This window comes from Brevundimonas sp. SS2672 (assembly GCF_059579685.1).
Genome location: NZ_CM184201.1, coordinates 2,842,110 through 2,864,792 on the forward strand (window position 1 = coordinate 2,842,110; position 22,683 = coordinate 2,864,792).

20 protein-coding genes are annotated in these 22,683 nt (G+C 69.0%); 14 read left to right on the top strand and 6 right to left on the bottom strand.

What is annotated here, in order from left to right; all coding sequences use genetic code 11:
- Positions 1–496: 496 nt before the first annotated feature.
- The 5 genes from dnaA (at position 497) to gyrB (ending at position 7,408) form a co-directional block, all read left to right on the top strand.
- A complete protein-coding gene (gene dnaA, locus AC52GN_RS14325; protein WP_496527517.1) occupies positions 497–1,915 on the top strand; it encodes a chromosomal replication initiator protein DnaA in 1,419 nt (472 codons plus the stop codon).
- Between the two features lie 185 nt (positions 1,916–2,100).
- On the top strand, positions 2,101–3,219 hold the full coding sequence (gene dnaN, locus AC52GN_RS14330) for a DNA polymerase III subunit beta (protein ID WP_312220873.1): 1,119 nt from the start codon (positions 2,101–2,103) through the stop codon (positions 3,217–3,219).
- A gap of 3 nt (positions 3,220–3,222) precedes the next feature.
- The gene (locus AC52GN_RS14335; RefSeq protein ID WP_496527518.1) at positions 3,223–3,708 is read left to right on the top strand and encodes a hypothetical protein; all 486 of its coding nucleotides are present in this window, start codon (positions 3,223–3,225) and stop codon (positions 3,706–3,708) included.
- A 3-nt stretch (positions 3,709–3,711) separates the two neighbouring features.
- Positions 3,712–4,842 carry a DNA replication/repair protein RecF gene (gene recF, locus AC52GN_RS14340; protein WP_496527519.1) on the top strand — a complete coding sequence of 377 codons (1,131 nt, stop codon included), beginning with the start codon at positions 3,712–3,714 and terminating at the stop codon, positions 4,840–4,842.
- 136 nt (positions 4,843–4,978) lie between these two features.
- Positions 4,979–7,408 carry a DNA topoisomerase (ATP-hydrolyzing) subunit B gene (gene gyrB / locus AC52GN_RS14345; RefSeq protein ID WP_496527520.1) on the top strand — a complete coding sequence of 810 codons (2,430 nt, stop codon included), beginning with the start codon at positions 4,979–4,981 and terminating at the stop codon, positions 7,406–7,408.
- Positions 7,409–7,418: 10 nt separating this feature from the next.
- Here gyrB and AC52GN_RS14350 read toward each other — a convergent pair whose 3' ends face one another.
- The 3 genes from AC52GN_RS14350 to AC52GN_RS14360 form a co-directional block, all read right to left on the bottom strand.
- On the bottom strand, positions 7,419–7,973 hold the full coding sequence (locus AC52GN_RS14350) for a hypothetical protein (RefSeq protein WP_338577267.1): 555 nt from the start codon (positions 7,971–7,973) through the stop codon (positions 7,419–7,421).
- An 81-nt stretch (positions 7,974–8,054) separates the two neighbouring features.
- Entirely contained in the window at positions 8,055–9,419 is a 1,365-nt protein-coding gene (locus tag AC52GN_RS14355) for a GGDEF domain-containing protein (RefSeq protein ID WP_496527521.1), read from the bottom strand.
- Between the two features lie 158 nt (positions 9,420–9,577).
- A complete protein-coding gene (locus AC52GN_RS14360) occupies positions 9,578–10,021 on the bottom strand; it encodes a hypothetical protein (protein WP_496527522.1) in 444 nt (147 codons plus the stop codon).
- 115 nt (positions 10,022–10,136) lie between these two features.
- Here AC52GN_RS14360 and AC52GN_RS14365 point away from each other — a divergent pair, with 115 nt between their 5' ends.
- Entirely contained in the window at positions 10,137–11,084 is a 948-nt protein-coding gene (locus tag AC52GN_RS14365) for an alpha/beta fold hydrolase (protein ID WP_496527523.1), read from the top strand.
- Between the two features lie 4 nt (positions 11,085–11,088).
- Here AC52GN_RS14365 and AC52GN_RS14370 read toward each other — a convergent pair whose 3' ends face one another.
- Positions 11,089–12,597, bottom strand: coding sequence for a S41 family peptidase (locus AC52GN_RS14370; RefSeq protein WP_496527524.1), 1,509 nt, complete (start codon positions 12,595–12,597; stop codon positions 11,089–11,091).
- A gap of 79 nt (positions 12,598–12,676) precedes the next feature.
- Entirely contained in the window at positions 12,677–14,545 is a 1,869-nt protein-coding gene (gene recQ / locus AC52GN_RS14375; protein ID WP_496528823.1) for a DNA helicase RecQ, read from the bottom strand.
- A gap of 236 nt (positions 14,546–14,781) precedes the next feature.
- On the opposite strand from recQ, the gene AC52GN_RS14380 reads away from it, so the two are divergent.
- The 8 genes from AC52GN_RS14380 (at position 14,782) to AC52GN_RS14415 (ending at position 22,049) form a co-directional block, all read left to right on the top strand.
- Entirely contained in the window at positions 14,782–15,681 is a 900-nt protein-coding gene (locus AC52GN_RS14380; RefSeq protein WP_496527525.1) for a class I SAM-dependent methyltransferase, read from the top strand.
- Between the two features lie 34 nt (positions 15,682–15,715).
- Positions 15,716–16,456 (top strand): 16S rRNA pseudouridine(516) synthase, encoded by a 741-nt coding sequence (locus AC52GN_RS14385; protein ID WP_496527526.1) that lies wholly within the window; start codon positions 15,716–15,718, stop codon positions 16,454–16,456.
- A gap of 152 nt (positions 16,457–16,608) precedes the next feature.
- Positions 16,609–17,247, top strand: coding sequence for a phosphoribosylanthranilate isomerase (locus AC52GN_RS14390; RefSeq protein WP_496527527.1), 639 nt, complete (start codon positions 16,609–16,611; stop codon positions 17,245–17,247).
- 32 nt (positions 17,248–17,279) lie between these two features.
- The gene (trpB, locus tag AC52GN_RS14395; protein ID WP_496527528.1) at positions 17,280–18,503 is read left to right on the top strand and encodes a tryptophan synthase subunit beta; all 1,224 of its coding nucleotides are present in this window, start codon (positions 17,280–17,282) and stop codon (positions 18,501–18,503) included.
- Entirely contained in the window at positions 18,503–19,000 is a 498-nt protein-coding gene (locus tag AC52GN_RS14400) for a hypothetical protein (RefSeq protein ID WP_496527529.1), read from the top strand. The genes trpB and AC52GN_RS14400 overlap by 1 nt, the downstream gene beginning before the upstream one ends.
- Positions 18,997–19,839, top strand: coding sequence for a tryptophan synthase subunit alpha (trpA, locus tag AC52GN_RS14405; RefSeq protein ID WP_291781030.1), 843 nt, complete (start codon positions 18,997–18,999; stop codon positions 19,837–19,839). Before AC52GN_RS14400 ends, trpA begins: the two co-directional genes overlap by 4 nt.
- A gap of 11 nt (positions 19,840–19,850) precedes the next feature.
- Entirely contained in the window at positions 19,851–20,747 is an 897-nt protein-coding gene (locus tag AC52GN_RS14410; protein ID WP_312220894.1) for an acetyl-CoA carboxylase carboxyltransferase subunit beta, read from the top strand.
- A gap of 15 nt (positions 20,748–20,762) precedes the next feature.
- On the top strand, positions 20,763–22,049 hold the full coding sequence (locus AC52GN_RS14415) for a bifunctional folylpolyglutamate synthase/dihydrofolate synthase (RefSeq protein ID WP_496527530.1): 1,287 nt from the start codon (positions 20,763–20,765) through the stop codon (positions 22,047–22,049).
- A gap of 180 nt (positions 22,050–22,229) precedes the next feature.
- Here the strand turns inward: AC52GN_RS14415 and trxA are convergent, their stop codons facing one another.
- On the bottom strand, positions 22,230–22,562 hold the full coding sequence (gene trxA / locus AC52GN_RS14420) for a thioredoxin (RefSeq protein WP_003168818.1): 333 nt from the start codon (positions 22,560–22,562) through the stop codon (positions 22,230–22,232).
- Positions 22,563–22,683: the final 121 nt, after the last annotated feature.

Genomic DNA, 22,683 nt, shown 5'->3' on the forward strand with positions numbered 1-22,683 from the left:
CGGGTCTTCACGGCTTCGTCAAACGGCGCAATGCGACGGCTACGGAAGGCCTGTAACAGGCATTTCGTAAAAGAATGTAAGAAATTCAACGGCGAGGAAGCGCAAGCTCCCTCGCCGTCTTGCTGTCTGCGCCTAAGTGGCGCTTGACGATTCCGGTTCTGGAATGAGGCGAAATCGCCATTTTCCCAAGTCCTGCCGAGGTTTGCCGGAGTCAATCAATTTAAGTGCGAATCTCGACTCGAGATCAGCGTTGATCTCCGCCGCTCCGGGGGTAAGTTGAGGGGGTAACGCACTTCCGTCCTTTCTGGATGAAGACGAGGGAAATCAATGGTTTCCCTTGGCGCGAGATGTCTGTCTGCGAGTACGACCCCGCTTGCGAAGCCTGCTTCGCGAGACGAGAGAAGTCGTCCCTGGACCCGACATCTCGAAGGGCGTTCGTCGGTGATAACTCTTGTGGCGGGTGTTCTGAATGATCGGGGGCGCGGCGATGGCGGGAATGACGGATCCCAACCGTATCTGGACCGAGGCGGCGGACCGCCTGAAGGCTGAGATCGGGGACGGACCCTTCAGCAGCTATATCGCGCCCTCCGCGGTGCGCGTGGACTCACAGGGCAATCTGATCCTGGTGACGCCGACCGCCTATGCGCGCGACTGGGTGCGCAAGAACGCCCTGCGCCGGATGAACGAGCTGTGGCTGGGTCTGGACGGCCTGGCCCGCCGCCTGGACGTCCGCTGCCGCGCCGAGATGGGTTCGGTCCCGCCGGCCGCCGCCTCGGGCGTCGCGCCGCGCCTGGCCTCGATCAGCGCCGCCCCCGCCGCCTCGCCTGCCGCCCCCGCCTTCGCTCCGGCCACCGACGGCGCCCGCGCCGTGCGCGCCGCAGGCCTGCAGGAGCGCCTGACCTTCGACAGCTTCGTCGAGGGCCACGGCAACGCCTTCGCCCTGGCCATCGCCAAGCAAGTGGCGACCTGGGCCGACGGCCACTTCAACCCCGTCTTCTTCTGCGGCCCCTACGGCTACGGCAAGACCCACCTGCTGAACGCCATCGCCTGGGAGGCCCAGCGCCTGCGTCCGGACGCCAAGGTGGTCTATCTGACCGCCGAACGCTTCCTGTCGACCTTCGTGCGCGCCATGCAGGACCGCTCGACCGCCGCCTTCAAGGAAAGCCTGCGCTCGGCCGACATGCTGCTGCTGGACGACGTCCAGTTCGTCGGCGGCAAGACCTCGACCCAGGAAGAGCTGCTGAACACCCTCACGGCCCTGATCGAGGACGGCAAGCGCATCGTCCTGTCGGCCGACCGCGCGCCGATGGCCCTGACCGACGTCGAGCCGCGCCTGCGCAGCCACCTGGCGGCGGGCCTGACCTGCCCGGTCGAGGCGGCGGACCGCGACCTTAAGGTCGCCGTGGCCCAGTCGCGCCTGAACGCCCTGGCCCAGCTGGGCGTCGTCACGGGCGAGGCCCGCGCCGACGTGCTGGAGCATCTGATCGACCGCACCCCCGGCTCGATGCGTGAGCTGGAAGGCGCCGTGAACACCCTGGCCGCCGTCGCCGGAAGCCGCCTGTCGACCCTGACGGTCGATGAGGTTCAATCCCTGCTGGGCGCCGCCCTGCGCACGGGGCCCGAGCGCCGCATCACCGTGGACGAGATCCAGAAGACGGTGGCCGAGCACTTCAACCTGAAACAGGCCGACCTGTTGAGCGAGCGTCGCACCCGCGCCATCGCCCGCCCGCGCCAGATCGCCATGTATCTGTGCAAGCAGCACACCACCCGCTCCTATCCCGACATCGGCCGCCGCTTCGGCGGGCGCGACCACACCACCGTCCTGCACGGGGTCCGCAAGATCGAGGAGCTGATGCCCAAGGACGACCAGATCGCCCGCGACGTCGAGGCCCTGACGCGTAAACTGCGCGGGTAAGTCCCTAGCCCGCTCATCCCGCCGAAGGCTGGGATGAGCGGATTTAAGGGCGATCGCCTGTGGAAATCGGGGGCAGACGGCGTAGAGACGCCTCTGCCCGTTGCCCCTTTCGCTCAATGCGCTAGTGTTCCCGCCCATATTTAAGGCGACGCTGCTTCGGCGGGGTCGCGACCGGGCGAGACCATATGCAGCTGACCATCGAACGTTCCGCGCTTCTTCGGGCCCTGGGGCACGTCCAGAGCGTGGTCGAGCGTCGCAACACCATTCCGATCCTGTCCAACGTGTTGCTGAGCGCCGGGCGCGACCGCCTGTCGTTCGCCGCCACCGACCTGGACATGGAAATGGTCGACGAGGCCGAGGCCCAGGTGAACGTCGAGGGCCAGATCACGGCCCCGGCCCACACCCTGTATGAAATCGTGCGCAAGCTGCCGGACGGCGCCGAGGTGTCGCTGACCTATTCGGGCGACGATCCGCGTCTGGTGGTGGCGGCGGGCCGTTCGCGCTTCAACCTGCCGGTCCTGCCGGCGGGCGACTTCCCGGTCATGTCGACCGAGGCCTCGGGCGCGCGCTACACCCTGCCCAAGGACGATCTGGCGCGTCTGATCGACAAGACGCGCTTCGCCGTCTCGACCGAAGAGACGCGCTACTATCTGAACGGCCTCTATCTGCACACGGTGGCCGACGGCGGCATTCCGCTGCTGCGCGCCGTGGCCACCGACGGCCACCGCCTGGCCCTGGCCGAGACCCCGGCGCCCGAAGGCGCGGCGGGCGGCCCCGGCGTCATCGTCCCTCGCAAGACGGTGGACCAGGTCCGCCGCCTGCTGGACGACGGCGCCGGCCCGGTCGAGGTCCAGGTCTCGGCCCAGAAGATCCGCTTTGAGTTCGGCCAGGCCAGCCTGACCTCCAAGGTCATCGACGGCGCCTTCCCCGACTATCTGCGCGTCATCCCCAAGGGCAACGACAAGCAGGCCGACATCGACAACGCCCTGTTCGCCAAGGCCGTCGACCGCGTGGCCACCATCTCGGCCGAGAAGAGCCGCTCGGTGAAGCTGGCCTTCGACAACGACCGGGTGAAGCTGACCGTCCGCAACATGGAAGCCGGTCAGGCCGAGGAAGAGGTCGAGATCGGCTATTCCGACGAACCGTTCGAGATCGGCTTCAACGCCCGCTACCTGCTGGACGTCGCCGGCCAGATCACCGGCGAGACGGCCCACTTCAAGTTCGCCGATCCCGCCAGCCCGACGCTGGTCCTCGACCCGGCGGACGTGGGCGTGCAGTACGTGCTGATGCCGCTGCGGGTGTAGAGCGTGCAAGCCCGCGAGCTTCCGATTGCATGGTCGACCAGTCCGTTTGAATACGGCTTGCTCATCCTGGCGGCGCTCATGCTCGCGGGTTTTGTTTTATCGTTCGGCTCCGCGGCGACGACAGGGATCGGCGTTACGGCCCTGCTGTTGGCGACGATTATGGCGTTCTATGGCGTCATTGGCGTGCTGCGGCCGCGCTTGGTGCAGCTTGACGCTGAAACCATGAGCATTCGTCCCGTCATCGGCGCCGCCAAGCGTTATGCTCGGAAGGACATTGTAAGCGTGCGTGAGACCATCTCCGTCCCTTTTGCGTCCTTGATGGCGGGCGTCAGGAGGGCGGATGGGAAGGTGCGGATGGTTACGGTTAATGACCGACTGGTGCTTGCAGATATATCCGTGAGAGAAGGCGGACGCACGGTCGGCATCGTCTCTTCTACGCGCGGGCGGCTGTTCGTGGATTGGGCTGGACTCCCTTCTGCTGCGAACTAGCGATTGAGCCTCACCTCCCTCGCCCTCACCGACTTCCGCTCCTATGCGGGCGCGACCCTGCCGGTTTCCGGCGGGACGGTGGTGCTGCATGGGCCGAACGGGGCGGGCAAGACCAACCTTCTGGAAGCGATCAGCCTGCTGACCCCCGGCAAGGGGCTGCGCGGGGCGACGGCGGCCGAGATGGGACGGCGCGAGCCGGGCGAGGCGGTCGGGCGGCCCTGGGCCGTGGCGGCGACGCTGCAGGCCGCCGACGGCGACGAAGTGCGCCTGGGCACCGGCGTCCAGACCATGGGCCCCTCGGCGCGGCGCATCGTGCGCATCGACGGCGAGACGGCGCCGCCGGGGCGGCTGCTGGATCATTTGCGCCCCGTCTGGGCCACGCCCGAGCAGGATCGGCTGTTCTCGGACGCGCGGGCGGAGCGGCTGCGGTTCTTCGACCGCCTGGTCTTCGCCGCCCATCCCGATCATGCCGCCGTCGTCTCGACCTATGAAAAGGCCCTGCGCGAGCGGCTGCGGCTGCTGACCGATGAGACGCGCCCGCCCGATCCCCTGTGGCTGGATGCGCTGGAGGCGCGACTGGCCGAGAGCGGGGCGCGGGCGGCGATGGCGCGCGCCGGGGCGTTGAAGGCGCTTCAGGCCGGGATCGACGCCCGCGCCGACCGCCCCTTCCCCCAGGCCGATCTGGGACTGGCCGGTCCGGCCGAGGAGATGGCGGCGGCGGGCGCGGACGAGGCCGACATCGTCGAAGCGCTGGGCGAAGGCCTGATGCGCGCCCGCGCCCGCGACGCGGCGGCCGGGCGCAGCCTGTTCGGGCCGCACCGCTCGGACCTGACGGCCCTGCACCGCGAGAAGAACCGCCCCGCCGCCGAAGGCTCGTCCGGCGAGCAGAAAGCCCTGGTGCTGAACCTGATCCTGGCCCAGGTGGCGCGACTGGCGGATCAGCCCGCGCGACCCGTTCTGCTGCTGGACGAAGCGCCCGCCCACCTGGACGAAGCCCGCCGCGCCGCCCTGTTCGACGAGATCGAGGCGCTGAGGCTTCAGGCCTTCATGACCGGGACGGAGCGGCCGCTGTTCGCCGCCCTGGAAGGCCGCGCGCAGTTCGTGGCGGTGGAAGGCGGCGGGCTGTCGGCATAGGGCTTAAAGGCTCGCTTTTTCCGTCGAATTTCCTATATATCTGAGACTTCGGGGCGCGCTGATTTGCGGTCCTGAAACGGGCGGCTTTCGCGTCGCCTCTTCCCTGTCCGCCCGCGGACCCTGAGCCGACGTTTTCATGACCGAACAGACTGCTCCCTCGCCAGAGTACGGCGCCGATTCCATCAAGGTTCTCAAAGGCCTGGACGCGGTGCGCAAGCGCCCCGGCATGTATATCGGCGATACGGACGACGGCTCGGGCCTGCACCACATGGTCTATGAGGTGGTGGACAACGCCATCGACGAGGCCCTGGCCGGCCACGCCGATCTGGTGACCGTCACCCTGAACGAGGACGGCTCGGTCACCGTGACCGACAACGGACGCGGCATTCCGGTGGCGACCCACGCCGAGGAAGGCATTTCGGCGGCCGAGGTCATCATGACCCAGCTGCACGCGGGCGGTAAGTTCGACCAGAACTCCTACAAGGTGTCCGGCGGCCTGCACGGCGTGGGCGTCTCGGTGGTCAACGCCCTGTCGGACTGGCTCGAACTGGTCATCTATCGCGAGGGCAAGAAGCACAGCGTGCGCTTCGAGCGCGGCGAGACGGTGCGGTCGCTGGCCGTCATCGGCGACGCGCCGATGCGCGAGGACAAGGGCCGTCTGCTGACCGGCACCGAGGTCACCTTCTATCCGTCGATCGACACCTTCAGCCACATCGACTTCGATCTGAAGACGCTGGAACACCGTCTGCGCGAAATGGCCTTCCTGAACTCGGGCGTGGTCATCAAGCTGAGCGACAGGCGCGGGCCGGAGCCGGTCGAGATCCTGCTGCACTATGAGGGCGGGGTCGAAGCCTTCGTGCGCCACCTGGACAAGTCCAAGACGCCGATCCTGAAGGACGTCATCGTCATCCGCGGCCAGAAGGACGGCATCGAGCTGGACCTGGCCATGTGGTGGAACGATTCCTACCACGAGACGATGTTGTGCTTCACCAACAACATCAACCAGAGGGACGGCGGCACCCACCTTTCGGCCTTCCGCACCAGCCTGACGCGCGTCATGGGCGCCTATATCGAAAGCTCAGGACTGGCCAAGAAGGAGAAGGTCTCCATCTCGGGCGAAGATGCGCGCGAGGGTCTGACCTGCGTCCTGTCGGTCAAGGTGCCCGACCCGAAATTCTCCAGCCAGACCAAGGACAAGCTGGTCTCGTCCGAGGTGCGGCCGGCCGTCGAAAGCCTGTGCACCGAAGGCCTGTCGACCTGGTTCGAGGAACACCCGGTCGAGGCCAAGCTGGTCGTCTCCAAGATCATCGAGGCGGCGTCGGCCCGTGAGGCCGCCCGCAAGGCGCGCGACCTGACCCGTCGCAAGTCGGCGCTGGAAATCTCCTCCCTGCCCGGCAAGCTGGCCGACTGTCAGGAACGCGATCCCGCCAAGTCCGAACTGTTCATCGTCGAGGGCGATTCCGCCGGCGGCTCGGCCAAGCAGGCGCGCAACCGCGAGAACCAGGCCGTCCTGCCCCTGCGCGGCAAGATCCTGAACGTCGAGCGCGCCCGGTTCGACCGGATGCTGTCGTCCGACACCATCGGCACCCTGATCCTGGCGCTGGGCACGGGCATCGGCCGCGACGATTTCGACGCGGACAAGCTGCGCTATCACAAGATCATCCTGATGGCGGACGCCGACGTCGACGGCGCCCACATCCGCACCCTGCTGCTGACCTTCTTCTATCGTCAGATGCCGGAGCTGATCGAGCGCGGCCACGTCTACATCGCCCAGCCGCCGCTCTATAAGGTCTCCAAGGGCAAGCAGCACCGCTACATCAAGGATCAGGCGGAGATGGACGCCTATCTGATCGAGGAAGGCAGCGCCGAGGCGACGCTGGAGCTGGCCTCGGGCGAGGTGCGCGCCAGCATGGATCTGCAGGAACTGGTCCGCGAGGCCAAGGCGTTCAAGGCCCTGGTCGACCGTCTGGCGGCCCGCGCCCCGGCCTTCGCCATCGAACAGGGCGCCCTGGCGGGCCTGTTCGACGAGAACGCCGGCGAACTGGCCGACCGCGCCGCGCGCGCGGCCGAGCGGCTGAACCTCTACGCCGAGGAAGGCGACGGCCCGTGGAGCGGCGAACTGGCCGCCCAGGGCGGGGTGGCCTTCAACCGCGTGCGCCGCGCCGTCAGCGAGACGATCGTGCTGGACGAGGTGCTGGGCCGGTCGCTGGACGCTCGCCGTCTGGCCGAGCGCGCCGCCGCCTTCGACGGCCTGTTCTCGGCGCCGGCCGTCTATCGCCGCAAGGACAAGACCACGACCATCCGCGGCCCGCTGGACCTGCTGGCGGCCGTGCTGGACGCGGGCAAGAAGGGCATCGCCATCCAGCGCTACAAGGGTCTGGGCGAGATGAACCCGGAACAGCTGTGGGAGACGACGCTGGACGCCAACGCCCGCACCCTGCTGCAGGTCAAGGTCGAGCACGGCGACGACGCCGACGATCTGTTCGCCAAGCTGATGGGCGACGTGGTCGAACCGCGCCGCGAGTTCATCCAGGACAACGCCCTGGACGCCGCCGTCGACGCCTGACACCTGACGCCTAGAACATCATCAAGACCGTGTGGGCGAGCAGGACGACCAGTCCCGCCCGCTGCACGGCGACGTTCGGCCAGATCAGCATGGGAATGATGCAGGCGTAGCGGACGCCCTGGTAGATCAGGAAGCCGAGCGCGGCGGGAACGAAGCCGTCGTTCAGCGCCACCGCATAGATGACGTTGACGACGCTGCTGGCGAGCACGGGGACCAGCAAGGCCCCGGCGAGGATCCGGCGATGTTCGGCGTAATAGACCTCGAGCGACGCGGTTTCGTCGTGACGGGGCCGGATGACCTGGCTGATGAAGATGTAGGGCAGGGCCATCGCCAGGCAGATGAGAAGCTCGCCGGGGCCTAGCTTCATATCCGCCTGGGCGCGGAACAGGGACAGCCATTGCTGACAGGCTGCGGTCAGGACGACGGCGCCCAGCAGCGGGACCGTCCAGCCGATGACGACCCGGCCGCGCACCTTGTACATCTCCGCGAAGGCGGTCGCGACATTGGCGACCGCCAGCCCGAGCAGCAGGGCGTAGAAGGCGAAAAGCGCGTCAAATTCCGACATTGCGTCCCCCTGCCCGCCAGGGATGATAACTCCGTTTTTCAAGCGAGGGGAAGCGCCTTTGCGACAGCCGTCGCGGGGCCGTCAGGCGCTGCGGCGGTCCTGCTCGACGCGGTTGCGACCGTTCTGCTTGGCGCGATAGAGGGCGTCGTCGGCCGCCTTGACCAGATAGTTCTCGTCCGGGTGGCCGCGATGCTCGGCGACGCCGATCGACGCCGTGACGTTGAAGGGCGCCAGGCCCGCCGCCGTGATCGGCTTGGCCGCCAGGGCCAGACGCATGCGCTCGGCGATGGTCGCAGCCTGGTGCAGATGGGTCTCGACCAGGACGATCAGGAATTCCTCCCCGCCGTAACGGAAGACGAAGTCGCTGGGGCGGACGTTCTCGGTCACGGCCTCGGCCACCTGGCGCAGCACCTCGTCGCCGACCGGATGGCCGTGCGTGTCGTTGATCCGCTTGAAGTGGTCGACGTCCAGCAGCAGCACCGACAGCGGCGTGTGGTTGGTGTTGGCGAAGCCGATCTCACGGCTCAGGATCGATGACAGGAAGCGCCGGTTCAGGGCGCGGGTCAGCGGATCGCGACCGCCCTCCATGCCCGCCAGCCCCTGGAACATCTCGTTCAGCAGGAAGGCGACCTCCTCGACGGCGGCCTCCAGCGCCTTCAGGGGGGCGGCCAGCTCGGCCGGGGCTGCGCCGGGCGTGAAGCGAGGCAAGAGCGCGCCGTCGATCCGTTCCATCGTCGCGTTCAGCCGCGCCAGGTGCGGCGAGCCGTCGAACAGGAAGTCGGCCCGATGCCGGATCCACAGGCCGAAGGGCGAGGCCCCCAGGGCGCCCGCCCCGTCGACCCCGCCCGAGGCGAGGATGCGGAACAGGGTCTTCTGGCTCCACTCCATCAGGCCGGCGCGCTGGCTCTCGCGCTCGAAGTGGATGTCCTGATCCAGAGAAAAGAGGCGGTAGGCCTCGTCCAGGCGCGCCCGGTTGCTGGCGCCCTTCTCATAGGACCGGCTCATCAGGCGAAGGGCGTGATCGATGCGCCGACCGACCAGGCGCAACAGATCGAAGGCCGCCGGGTCCGCCGCAAGATCATCGGCCAGCCGCGCCTTCAGCACCGCCGCCCCGGCCATGACCAGATGCATGGGAATCTTGATGCGGGCGTGGACCTCGCCGATCTTGGTCTGGCGGGCGATGAAGACCTCGCCCTCGACGTCCTGTTCGGGTGCGAACAGGTCGATCAGCCAGTTGCGCAGGGACGGGCTGAGCCGCTCCTGGACGATGGAGTGGTGCAGGAAGGTCTGGGCCTCGGGATCGTCGAGCAGCACCTGATAGAAGGCCGCCACCATGGCGTCGGCCTGATCGTGGAGCAGGGCGCGCAGACGCTCCAGGCTCTGCGGGTCGACCGGCGGCTCGAGAGCGATGGGCGACGTGACGACGGCCGACGTCGGATGGGGCAAGGCGGCGACTCTGACTGTTTACACTACGGATCCGGCCGCCTGGACGCCGCCTCAGGCGTTGAGGATGGAGCAAGGGATCGCCCGGACAGGGGCGCGCGCCCCTGCGGCTAGGCGATAGACGCCCGGCTGCGCCCCGGCAAGGGCGCTTCGACGGCGGCTCAGTCCGCCCGAGGACGCCCGGCTTCGATGAAGGCGCGGACGGACGGGTAGACGAGCGTGCCGCGCTGGTCGTCGCACAGCATGTCCTTGATGTAGGAATCCAGCGAGTTCCGGGCGATGGCGTCGAAGTCGTAGCCGTCGTCGATGCGCTCCTGCTCCGCGCCGTCGGGGCCGTAAAGAACCTCCACGCCCGGCTTGGACTGGTTGGCGCTGCAGCGGATGGTGATCTCGCCGGCGGAATAGGACAGGTCGTCGACCGGGCCGGACGCCGGAACGCGCGCCAGAACGGCCGTTCGCGCGCCGCTCGCCTCGGTGATGGAGTCCACGTCCAGCATGAAGACCGTGGCCGAGCTGCGCGAAACGACGTGCCAGCTTTCGGCCAGGGCGGGCGATGCCGCCAGGACGGCGACGGCGGCGACAATGGTGATGACAGTTGGTTTCATCTCATCCTCCCCAGGAACAGGGGGATTTCACTCCTGTTAAGACGAAAACACAATGGTCCCGCCACGGGCCCGGCCCGGTCGAGGTTTCGCCGTTATCCACGGGCAGGCTGACACCATGCGCCAATCGCTCTGTTTCGCCCTTCTCTCCGCCGTTCTGACGATCATCCCGTCAAGCGCGCCGGCGCAAAGCGTCTCCGCCGCCCAGGCGGCGCGCCCGACGGCCGCCCCGGCGCCGACGCCGACGCCGACGCCGGCGCTGTTCCAGTCCTCGCGCATCCTGGTCGAGACGAAAGGCCAGGGGCCGGACGTGGTGCTCATCCCCGGCCTGGCCTCGACCTCGGCGGTGTGGGCGCGCACAGCGGCGGCTTTGGAAGGCCGCTATCGGGTGCATCTGGTGACGGTGCGCGGCTTCGGCGAGACGGCGCCCGGCGGCAACGCCGAGGGTCTGGTCAGCGCGCCCGTCGCCGCCGAGATCCGCCGCTACATCGAGGAGCAAGGCCTTCGACGCCCGGCCCTGATCGGCCACTCGATGGGCGGCCAGGTGGCCCTGCGGGTCGCCGCCGACGCCGGCGACCGCATCGGCAAGGTCATGGTGGTGGACGCCTCGCCCTTCTTCCCGTCGCTGATCAGCCCCGGATCGACCGCCGCCGACGTCGAGCCCCTGGCCCGCATCGCCTATCAGGGCCTGATGCTGCTGGGCGACCAGGCGCTGCGGACCCAGGCGGCCTCCATGGGGCTGGAGCTGGGCGGCGCCGCCGACAATGTGCTGGGCGGCCTCGGCTGGCAGGGCGGCGACCGCCGCGTCCTGGCCCAGGGCCTGTATGAGGTGATGACCACGGACCTGCGCTCGCGTCTGCCGCTGATCGAGGCGCCGGTCACCGTCGTCTACGGCTGGAGCCCGGACGACCGCAGCCCGCGCAGCCACGTCGACGACCTGTTCCGCGCGGGCTACCGCTCCCTGCCCCGCCCGGCCGCCTTCGAACGGGTCGAAGGCGCCGAGCACATGGTCATGATCGATCGCCCGCGGCAGTTTCAGGCGGCGGTCGATCGCTTCCTGCGCTGAGGCCTCAGTTCGGCTGAAGCCGACGGATCGAGGCCAGCAGGGCCGCGTCGTCGCTCATGTCGCCTTCGATGACATACTGGGGCCGCTGCGGTTCGTTGTTTCCGCGCGCGCGACCGCGATAGACCTTCATGGGCACGGCGATTTCGGCCAGGCCGCTGGGCAGAGACGCCTGGCGGATCTCCATGTAGACGGTGTCGGCCGAGGTCTCGCGTCCGACCTGGACGGCGCCCACGGTCTTCCACAGGTCGACCGCGTCCAGGCAGGCCGAGCCGCAGCTGGAATCGGTCAGGACATAGACCCGGCCCTTCATCAGTTGCGGCGTGGGCGGCGACGGGGCGGCGTCGGCCGGCTCCTCGTCATTGACGCTGCGCCAATAGATCTCGCCGGCGGCCCGGGCCGCCTTCATGCCGTCGACGGCGTCCTCGGCCCAGGCGATCAGTTCCGGCTGGCTGTTCGTGGCGCGCAGCTTGTCAAGGAAGGCGGAGATTTCCGCGATGTTGCCGTCCGAGGCGCGCCAGTCGACGGATTCGATCGCCGGCTCGGGGTGTGTGGCCATCCAGTCGTCGCCCCACAGGACCTGGGCCATCAGCTGGCTCCAGTGCGAGGAGCCGCCGCCGTTGCCCCGCAGGTCCAGCACCACATAGGGGGCGTCGCGCAGGGCGTCCTGCTTGGACTTCATGTCGGCGATCAGGGATGTCAGTTCGGCGTGGGCCTCGCTGGCGGGGTCGCCGTTGAACGTGGGGGTCGAGATCCAGAAGCCGCCGTCGTCGAAATGCTTCAGGGCGAAGTCGGGCCTGGCGCTCTGCATCAACCGGGCGCGGCGATCGCTCAGATCATCGGGCGCGGCGCGCCAGTCGAGGGCGTAGGTCATGGTCGCGCCGTCGGTCTCGAACCGGCAGGCCTTCATCTCGGTCTGCCACGGATTTTCCGCACTCAGGAACATCCAGTCGCCCAAACGCGTCCGGATCGCCTCCAGGAACCAGCGCCCCCGGAACTGGCCGATGCGCTGTTCGGCCAGGGCGGCGGCGTCCACCCCGTCGCAGTCGATCAGCCGAGCGCCCAGCGGCGGCACGTCGGCGTCGGCGTCGGCCTCGTCGCGATCGACCACCACCTGATCGGCGCCGCGATAGACGGTCAGGAAGCCGGGCCAGCGGGTCGGGAAGCCGAAATCCCTCTGGGCCAGGCTGATCTGGACGTGGCCGTCCTCGAAGCCGGCGACATAGGCGCGCAGCGCCCACCACCAGCCGCCCGCGTCGGTCGTGGTCTTCGCCCGCTCCAACGCCGTCGCCAAGCCCTGGTCCAGACGGTCGCGGAACTGGGGGTTGAGCCGGTCATGCACGCCCGGATGGCTGTCGATCATGATGTCGTGCAGGCCGGTCGCGTCCTGAACCAGGGCGGCCGACCAGTCGCGCGGCTGCTCCATCGGCGCTGGCGCTCCGTTTGAAGCCTCTTGCGCCTGCACTGCGCCCGCCATCGCCAGGCAGGCGACGCCCGCCGCCAACATCCGGTTCATGAGCATCCTCTCGTCCCTGTCAGCCGAGGGGTGACAGGGGAGGAACGGCGCGCCAGTTAAGTTTTGGTCATGGCGACCGTCAGGCGACGGCCTCCAGCGCCTCCAGCACGGCCGGGCCGTAACGCTCCAGCTTGCCCGCGCCGACGCCGGGAATGACGGCCAGCTGATCCAGGCCGCGCGGCTCCTGCAGGGCGATCTCGACCAGGGTCTTGTCCTGGAAGATGACATAGGGCGGCACGCGCTGTTCGACGGCGCGCTCGCGGCGCCAGGCGCGCAGGGCCTCGAAGCGGGCGCGCACGTCGGCGTCCAACCCCTCGACCGCCAGATTGCGCCCGGCGTTGCGGCGCGGCCTGTCCAGGGCCGCGGCCCGGATCGGCGCCTGACGCACCCGCACCTCGCGCTCGCCACGATAGACGCCACGCACGGCCTGAGGGTCGCCCAGCCGGATCAGGGGCTTGCCGTCGTTGGGATCCTCGACCAGCAGGCCCTCGAACATCAGATGGTCGATGACGTCGCGCCAGCCGACCAGCGACAGGTCGGCGCCGACGCCCCAGGTCGACAGCCCCGCCTCCCACGGCTGGACGTCCTTGGTCTTGCCCAGCAGGTGGTCGATGACGCGCGTGCGGCCGAAGCGCTCGCCCAGACGATGCACCGCCGCCAGGGCCTTCTGCGCCGGGATCAGGGCGTCGAAGGTGGCGGGCGGATCGCCACAGACGTCGCAGACGCCGCACGGCTCGGCGTCCTGCTCGCCGAAATAGCGACGCACGGACTGCGGGCGACAGGTCGCGCCGTCCAGCATGGCGAACAGCTGGCGCACCTTGCGGGTCTGGACCTGCTTGACCTCCTCGGCCATCGGGCGGCTGTCGAGACGGCGCAACGACCAGGCGATGTCCGACGGGCCGTAAAGGGTGATGCCTTCAGCCGGTTCGCCGTCGCGTCCGGCGCGGCCGATCTCCTGCCAGTAGGCCTCGAGGCTGCCGGGCGGATCGGCGTGGATGACGAAGCGCACGTCCGGCTTGTCCACCCCCATGCCGAAGGCGATGGTGGCGACCATGACGGTCCCGTCCTCGGCCAGGAAGCGCTCCAGTCGCCGGTCGCGCTCGCGGGCGTCGAACCCGGCGTGATAGGCGATGGCGTTGGTCCCCGCGTCGCGCAGCGCATCCGCCACCCGCTCGCACCCGTCGCGGCTGCCGCAATAGACCACGCCCGAGCGGCCGCGCCGTTCGCGCACCAGTTCGACCACGCGCGCGTCGGTGCGGGCGCGCGAGCCGTTGACCTTGCGCTCGGCAGTCAGCTGCAGGTTCGGGCGGGCGAAGCTGTCGACGAAGACGCGGGCCTCGCCCAGCTTCAGCGAAGCCAGGATGTCGTCGCGCGTGCGGGCGTCGGCGGTGGCGGTGACGGCGATGCGCGGCACGCGGGGGAAGATCTCGGCCAGACGGCCCAGGGTGCGGTAATCCGGGCGGAAGTCGTGCCCCCACTGAGACACGCAGTGCGCCTCGTCGATGGCGATCAGGCTGATGGGCAGTTCGGCCAGACGCTCCAGCATGGCCCCCGACGCCAGGCCTTCGGGCGAGACATAGAGCAGATCCAGTTCGCCCGATCGCGCCGCGCGCCAGACAGCGGAACGCTCATCCATGGTCAGGCCGGAATCGAGCCGGGCGGCGGCGACGCCCTGCTGCTTCAGCGCCTCGACCTGATCGGTCATCAGGGCGATCAGCGGCGAGACGACCAGACCCACGCCCTCGCGCAGGATGGCGGGCACCTGATAGCAGACGCTCTTGCCCCCGCCGGTCGGCAGCACGGCCAGCACGTCGCGCCCGGCCAGGACTTCCTCGATCACCGAGGCCTGAAGCCCGCGAAAATCGGCATGGCCCCACACGCGCTCCAGCAGGGTCCGCGCCTCGTCCAGTGTGGGCGAGAAGTCAGCGGGCGGTGGGAAGTCCAACATGGCGGCCGTTGTGCCGTATTCGGCCGGGGGTGTCACGATGTGATCCCTTCTCCAACCGCGTCCTTCTCCCCTTGTGGGAGAAGGTGGGCGCCGAAGGCGCTCGGATGAGGGGTTTCGGGACGCAGGATGCAGCGGCTGTCCTTAAGGGGCGAGCGACCCCTCATCCGTCAGCCCTCGGGTCGAGCCCGAGGGCAGCCACCTTCTCCCGCAAGGGGAGAAGGGATAAGGGGCGTCTCATGACCATGCTTCTCTACGGCCGCCCGCCCGCGGTGTTCGATCCGCCCACGACGGCGACCCAGACCTCGCCTCTGATCCCCGGCGCGACGGCGCTGGAGACGGTCGCGCCCGGATCGGCCGACGGGGCGATGCTCTACGCCCCACCCGGCGCGGTGGAGCGGCGCTATACGCTGGCCCTGGCGCTGAAGGCGCTGAAGCCCGGCGGTCGGCTCGACGTCATGGCGCCCAAGGACAAGGGCGGCTCGCGTCTGGGCAAGGAGTTGAAGGCGTTCGGGCTGGAGGTGATCGAGACGGCCAAGGCCCACCATCGCCGCTGCGTCGTCATTCGCCCCGAGACGGTCGAGGGACTGGAAGCGGCGATCGAGGCGGGCGCGCCGCGCGTGGTTCCGGGGCTGGAGGCCTGGTCGCAGCCGGGCGTCTTCGCCTGGGACCGGATCGATCCGGGCACAGCCCTGTTGGCCGAAGTCCTGCCGCCGCTGAAGGGGGCGGGCGCCGATCTGGGCTGCGGCTTCGGGGCGCTGTCGACGGTGGTGCTGCGCTCACCTGCCGTCACGGCGCTAAGGCTGGTCGACATCGACCGGCGCGCGGTCGAGGCGGCGAAGCGCAACGTCGAGGACGCGCGCGCCGGCTTCGACTGGGCCGATGTGCGGACGCTGGACGCGGCGGGCGAGCTGGATTTCATCGTCAGCAATCCCCCCTTCCACGACGGCGGGGCCGAGGACCGGCGGCTGGGGCAGGCCTTCATCCGCAAGGCGGCCGAGATGCTCAGGAAGGGCGGGACCGCCTGGATCGTCGCCAACCGCCATCTGCCCTATGAGGCCGAACTGGACGGTGCCTTCAAGCGGGTGCGGATGGTCGTGGATCAGGGCGGCTACAAGATTTTCGAGGCGGTGAAGTGACCCCGCCCTCAAGCAGCCCGAAGGGCGTTAGGGCATGAGCAAGAAGATTCCGACATCCCGCGTGGACAAGCTGCTGGGCTCGATGGGCTACGGCTCGCGGGCCGAGATTGCGCGGCTGGGCAAGGCGGGCGGCATCGTGCTGGACGGCGCCGATCTGACCGACGTGTCGAAGCGCATTCCGGTGACGTCCGATCTGCTGATGCGAATGGAGATCGACGGCGAGCCGCTGGACCCCGTACCCGGCCTCGTCATCCTTTTGAACAAGCCGCTGGGCATGACCTGCTCGCACAAGGAGGACGGGGCGCTGGTCTATGACGTCCTGCCCGACCGTTGGCGGCGGCGCGACCCGGCGATCTCGACCATCGGGCGGCTGGACAAGCAGACGAGCGGCCTGCTGCTGCTGACCGACGACGGCGACCTGCTGCACCGGGTGATCAGTCCCAAACGCCATGTGGCCAAGGTCTATCGCGCGACGCTGGCGCGGCCGCTGAACGGGACGGAAGGGCTGCTGTTCGCCTCGGGCGAACTGGTGCTGGAGGGCGAGGACAAGCCGCTGGCGCCCGCAGTGTTGGAGGTGATCTCGCCGACGGAGGCGCGGTTGACAGTGACGGAGGGCCGCTATCACCAGGTGCGCCGCATGTTCGCGGCGGTCGGCAATCACGTCGAGGCCCTGCATCGCGAGCGGCTGGGCAGGCTGGCGCTGCCGGATGAGCTGGCGCCTGGCGAGTGGCGGCTGCTGACTGAGGATGAGATCGCTTCGATCTTCGTCCAGTAGTTCCGCTCATCCCGGCGGACGCCGGGATCCAGTAAGAGCCTCATACGCCGCGTTTGCAGCCAAAGCACTGGGCCCCGGCGTCCGCCGGGGTGAGCGGCAGGTAGAGGGCCGGCGCTTGACCTGCCCTCCGCAGTCGCGCACCTGCCTGTCTCATGACACTCACCAAGATCTGCGGCCTGACGACGCCGGATACGTTGGATGCGGCGCTGGACGGCGGGGCGGCCTTTGTCGGGGCGGTGGTGTTTCCCAAGAGCCCGCGCCATATCCCGCCGCTGCACGCCGCCACCCTGTTCGACCGGGCGCGCGGAAAAGCGAAGGTGGTCGCCGTTCTGGTCGACCCCGACGACGCCCTGTTGAGCGAAGTCGCCCTGATCCTGCGGCCCGACTTCATCCAGTTGCACGGCCATGAGACGCCGCAGCGCGTGGGCGAAGCCCGACGGCTGACGGGGGCGGGGGTCATCAAGGCGCTGCCGATCCGGGACGAGGCGGACTTCGCCGGCGTCGCCGATTGGACCGGCGTCGCCGATCATCTGCTGTTCGACGCCAGGCCGCCGAAAGGCGCCGACCTGCCCGGCGGCGTGGGGGTCTCGTTCGACTGGACGTTGATGCAGAACCGAGCGCTTCCAGCAAACTGGTTCCTCGCGGGCGGGCTGGACCCGCAAAATGTTTCCGAGGCGGTGCGGATTTCCGGGGCGCCGATGGTCGATGTCTCCTCTGGCGTTGAAAGCGCGCCGGGTGTTAAGGACCGGGCCCTGATCAAAGCTTTTCTGGACGCCGCATCGCGGTCCTGATTTCGTCGCCTTCCTCCCTGAAGACTTTCGTTGTGCCCCAGACTGTGAACGCCCTATCGAATTCCTACGCTTGGCCTGACGCCGAAGGCCGCTTCGGCCCCTATGGCGGCCGCTTCGTGCCCGAAACCCTAATGCCGCTGATCCACGAGCTGGATGCGGCCTATAAGGCGGCCAAGGCGGACCCCGGCTTCCAGGCCGAACTGGACGGCTACCTGGAGCACTATGTCGGCCGCGCCAGCCCGCTCTATTTCGCCGAGCGGCTGACCGAGCATTTCGGCGGCGCCAAGATCTGGCTGAAGCGCGAGGATCTGAATCACACAGGCGCACACAAGATCAACAACTGCATGGGCCAGATTCTGCTGGCCCGCCGCATGGGCAAGACGCGCATCATCGCCGAGACCGGCGCCGGTCAGCACGGGGTCGCCTCGGCCACCGTCTGCGCCCGCTTCGGCCTGCCCTGCACCGTCTATATGGGCGCCGTCGACGTGGCCCGGCAGCAGCCGAACGTCTTCCGCATGAAGCTGCTGGGCGCCGAGGTCTCGGCGGTGACGGCAGGGGCGGCGACGCTGAAGGACGCCATGAACGAGGCGATGCGCGACTGGGTCACCAATGTCGCCGACACCTATTACATCATCGGCACGGCGGCGGGCCCGGCCCCCTACCCGGCCATGGTGCGCGACTTCCAGTCGGTGATCGGCAAGGAGATCAAGGCCCAGGCTCAGCGTCAGATCGGCCGCCTGCCCGACGCGGTCATGGCCTGCATCGGCGGCGGATCGAACGCCATCGGCGCCATGCATCCCTTCATCCAGGACGAGGCCGTGCGTCTGATCGGGGTCGAGGCGGCGGGCCTCGGCCTGGACACCCCCGACCACGCCGCCAGCCTGAAGGGCGGGCGCTCGGGCGTGCTGCACGGCAACCGCACCTATCTGCTGCAGGACGCCGACGGCCAGATTCTGGAGGGCCACTCCATCTCGGCCGGGCTCGACTATCCGGGCATCGGGCCGGAGCACGCCTGGCTGCACGACCTGGGCCGGGGCGAATATCTGTCGGCCACAGACCAGGAGGCGCTGGACGCGTTCCAGACCCTGTGCAAGCTGGAAGGCATCATCCCGGCGCTGGAGTCCTCGCACGCCCTGGCGCGCGCCGGCGACGTCGCCAGACAGATCGGCAAGGACGGCGATCTGGTGATCGTCCTGTCGGGCCGGGGCGACAAGGACATCAACACTGTGGCCAAGCATCTGGACGTGGAGCTGTGATGATGAAGACCCTGCTGATCGCCGCCATCGCGGCGGCTGCCTCTCCGACCCTGACCCTGGCGCAGAACACGGCCGCTCCAGCGCCCCAGGCGCCGGTTCAGGCGGCCCCGGCCATCCCGCCCGGTCCGGCGGCTACGGGAATGCCGGTCCTGCCGCCGGCGACGGAAGCAGCCGACTGCGGCGGCCTGCTGCGCAGTCCGGCCTTCTGCGTGACGGCCCAACTGGATCAGATCGGCGCCCTGGCCGACGCCTATACGGAGCACCTCTCCACCCTTAACTGGCTGGCGGCGGACGGCGACGACAACCGCGTCATCTTCGTGCGCCGCCGCGACGGCGGCGGCTGCGACGGCCTGCAGATGGTCGCCTTCTATGACGTGTCCAAGCCCGCCGAGGCGACCGCTCCGGGCTACCTGGGCTTCGCCGTCATTCCCGGTGATGTCTGCGCCGCGACGCCCGAGACTCCGGCGCCGACGCCTTCGGGAGGAGCGGCTAAGTGACGACCGCACGCATCGACGCCCGCTTCGCCAAGCTGAAGGCCGAGAACCGGGCCGGTCTGGTCCCCTATGTCATGACCGGCGATCCCAGCCGGGACGAGGCGCTGGAGATCCTCAAGGGCCTGCCCGCCGCAGGCGCCGATCTGATCGAACTGGGCCTGGCCTTCTCGGACCCGATGGCCGAGGGGCCGCCGATCCAGCGCGCCGCCCTGCGCGGGCTGAAGGCGGGGATGACCCTGCGCGGCACGCTCGACCTCGTGGCCGACTTCCGCAAGGTCGATCAGGACACGCCGCTGATCCTGATGGGCTATCTGAACCCGGTGGAATCCTACGGCTATGAGGTCTTCGCCCGCGATGCGGCCGAGGCCGGGGTGGACGGCATCATCGTCGTCGACTGTCCGCCAGAAGAGGCCGGGCCGCTGGCCGCCGCCCTGGACGCGGCCGAGGTCTCCCTGATCCGCCTGGCCACGCCGACGTCCGACGACGACCGGCTGAAGGTCATAGCCGAGGGCACGTCGGGCTTCGTCTACTATGTCTCCGTCGCCGGGGTGACCGGGGTGAAGGAGGCCGTGGCCGCCGAGGTGGCGCCCGCCGTCGAGCGCGTCCGTCGCGCGGCCGGCCTCCCCGTCGCCGTCGGCTTCGGCGTCAGGACGCCCGAACGCGCCGCCGAGATCGCCCGCGTCGCCGACGCCGTGGTGGCCGGCTCGGTCTTCGTGGACGAGGTCGCCGCCGCGCTCGAGGCGAACGAACCCGCCGCGCCGCGCGTTCTGGCCAAGGTGAAGGCCCTGGCTGATGCGGTTCATGGCGCCCGCGCTAGTGCTTCCGTGACGGAAACCGTTTAAAGGCCCCGCCCATGGTCGATAAGAATCCCGAGAACAAGGCACGCGGCGGCTGGCTGTCGCGTTTCGCGCCGGGCGTGCGCAAGATCGTCAGCCCGCGCGACACCCCGGACAATCTATGGGTCAAGGACCCGGACACGGGCGAGATGCTGTTCCGCTCGGACCTGGAGGCGGCCCTGTGGGTCACGCCGTCGGGCCGTCACATGCGGATCAACGCCCCGACGCGCCTGAAGGCCACCTTCGACGACGGCCTGTATGAGGCGATCGACACGCCCGACGTGCCGGAAGACCCGCTGAAGTTCTCGGACGGCAAACCCTATCGCGACCGCCTGTCGGCGGCGCGCAAGGCGGCGGGCCGCAAGGACACCATGGCCATCGGCTACGGCCGTATCGGCGGCGCCCCCGCCGTGGTCATCGTGCAGGACTTCACCTTCATGGGCGGTTCGCTGGGCATGGCGGCGGGCGAGGCCTTCATCGCCGCCGCGCGCGAGGCGGTGAAGCGCAATGTTCCCTTCGTCTGCTACACCGCCGCCGGCGGGGCGCGGATGCAGGAAGGCGCCCTCAGCCTGATGCAGATGGCCCGCACCACCCTGGCCGTTCAGGAAGTGAAGGCGGCCAAGCTGCCCTACGTCGTGGTGCTGACCGACCCGACCACGGGGGGCGTCACGGCCTCCTACGCCATGCTGGGCGACGTCCACCTGGCCGAACCGGGCGCCCTGATCGGCTTCGCCGGTCCGCGCGTGATCGAGACCACCATCCGCGAGAAACTGCCGCCGGGCTTCCAGCGCGCCGAATACCTCAAGGACAAGGGCATGGTCGACAAGGTGGTGTCGCGCGGCGACCTGCCGACGACGCTGGGCCTGATCCTGTCCATGCTGATGAGCGGCGCGGCCCAGAAGAAGGCTGCCTAACCGCAGGCTCTTTCCATGGACCCGATTTCGGAACGCCTGCGCGCCCGGCATCCCCAGCGCATCGACCTGTCGCTGGATCGGATGCGGGCCCTGTGCGAGGCGCTCGGGAATCCGCAGGATAAGCTGCCGCCGGTCGTCCATGTCGCGGGCACGAACGGCAAGGGCTCGACGGTCGCCCTGATCCGCGCCATTGCAGAATCTGCGGGTCTGCGCGTCCACGCCTACACCTCGCCGCATCTGGTGCGCTTCAACGAGCGTATCCGCCTGGCCGGGACGCTGATCACCGATGACGCTCTGAACGCCATCCTCGACCGGGTCGAGGCGGCTATGGCCGAAACGGGCGGGCAGGCCACCGTGTTCGAGAGCACCACGGCGGCGGGGTTTCTGGCCATGAGCGAGACCCCTGCGGACCTGGCGGTCATCGAGGTGGGCCTCGGCGGCGTGCTGGACGCCACCAACGTCATCACCCGGCCCCTGCTCAGCGTCATCACCCCCGTCGATCTGGACCACGCCGAGTTCCTGGGCACGACCCTCGAAGGCGTGGCGGGCGAGAAGGCGGGCATCCTCAAGGCGGGCGCGCGCGGCGTCGTGGCGCGCCAGTCCGAGGCGGCCATGGCCGTGATCGCGCGCCGCGCGGCCGAGGTCGGCTCGCCCCTGACCGTCATGGGCGTGGACTTCGACGCCTGGGCCGAACGCGGCGGCCTCGTCTATCAGGATCAGGAGCGTTTCTTCGATCTGCCCGCGCCTGCTCTGTCCGGCGCGCACCAGTTCGACAATGCGGGCGTCGCCATCGCCGCCGCGCTGGAGCTGGACCTGCCCGAAACCGCCATCGCCGAGGGGTTGAAGGCCGTGCGCTGGCCCGCGCGGATGCAGCGGCTGACCGCCGGCCCCTATGCCGACAAGGCCCAGAAGGCCGACGCCGAACTGTGGTTGGACGGCGGACACAACCCGCACGCCGCCCGCGCCCTGGCCCGCGCCCTTGCTGACCGCCAGACGCGCGCCCCGCGCCCCACGGCCCTGATCGTCGGCATGCTGGCCAACAAGGACGCCGGCGGCTTCTTCGAGGCGCTGAAGGGCATCGACGCCCAGGTCTTCACCGTCGGCTTCGAGGGGACGGCCGCCGAGCCGGAGGCTTTGGCCGCCGTCGCCCAGGGACGCGGCTTCGGCGCCATGGCGGCGGGATCAGTGGACGCCGCGCTGGAGCGCGCGCTGGCCCTGGGCGCCGGGCGGGTAGTCATCTGCGGCTCGCTGTATCTGGCGGGCGAGGTGCTGGGCGCCAGCTGCGAGACCTGGCCCGTATAAGCAAACGCGCCGCCTCTCCCTCCCCTTCATGGGGAGGGTGGTCGCGAAGCGACCGGGTGGGGAGGGTCTGGGCGAAGCGGGCAAAGAAAAAGGCGGCGCCTCTTTCGAAACGCCGCCCCCACCCGACTTCGCCCTGCGGGCTCAGCCACCCTCCCCATGGAGGGGAGGGAGAATGTCGTGTCAGTCCGCCTTCACGCCGGCTTCGGCCAGCCATTCGACGATTTTGCCCTTGGGCATGGCGCCGACCTTCATCGAGGTCATCTGGCCGTCCTTGAACAGCATCAGGGTCGGAATGCCCTTCACGCCCATCTTCGACGGGACCATGGGGCTGTCGTCGATGTTGACCTTGGCGACCGTGACCTTGCCCGCCAGTTCGTCGGCGATCTGCTCCAGCGCCGGACCGATCTGTTTGCAGGGACCGCACCACTCGGCCCAGAAGTCCACCAGGACGGGGGTCGAGGATTTCAGGACGTCGGCGTCGAAGCTGTCGTCGGTGACTTTCACAGTCGCCATGAATGGCTCTCCTTTGGTGCGCTACGCTCGCGACGCGGTCGCTCGCTGCTTGAGCGCGTTTAGTGGCGCGCCGAATTGAATTTCCGGCGTTCAGGCACAGATGTGGGTGCAGAATCCCCGA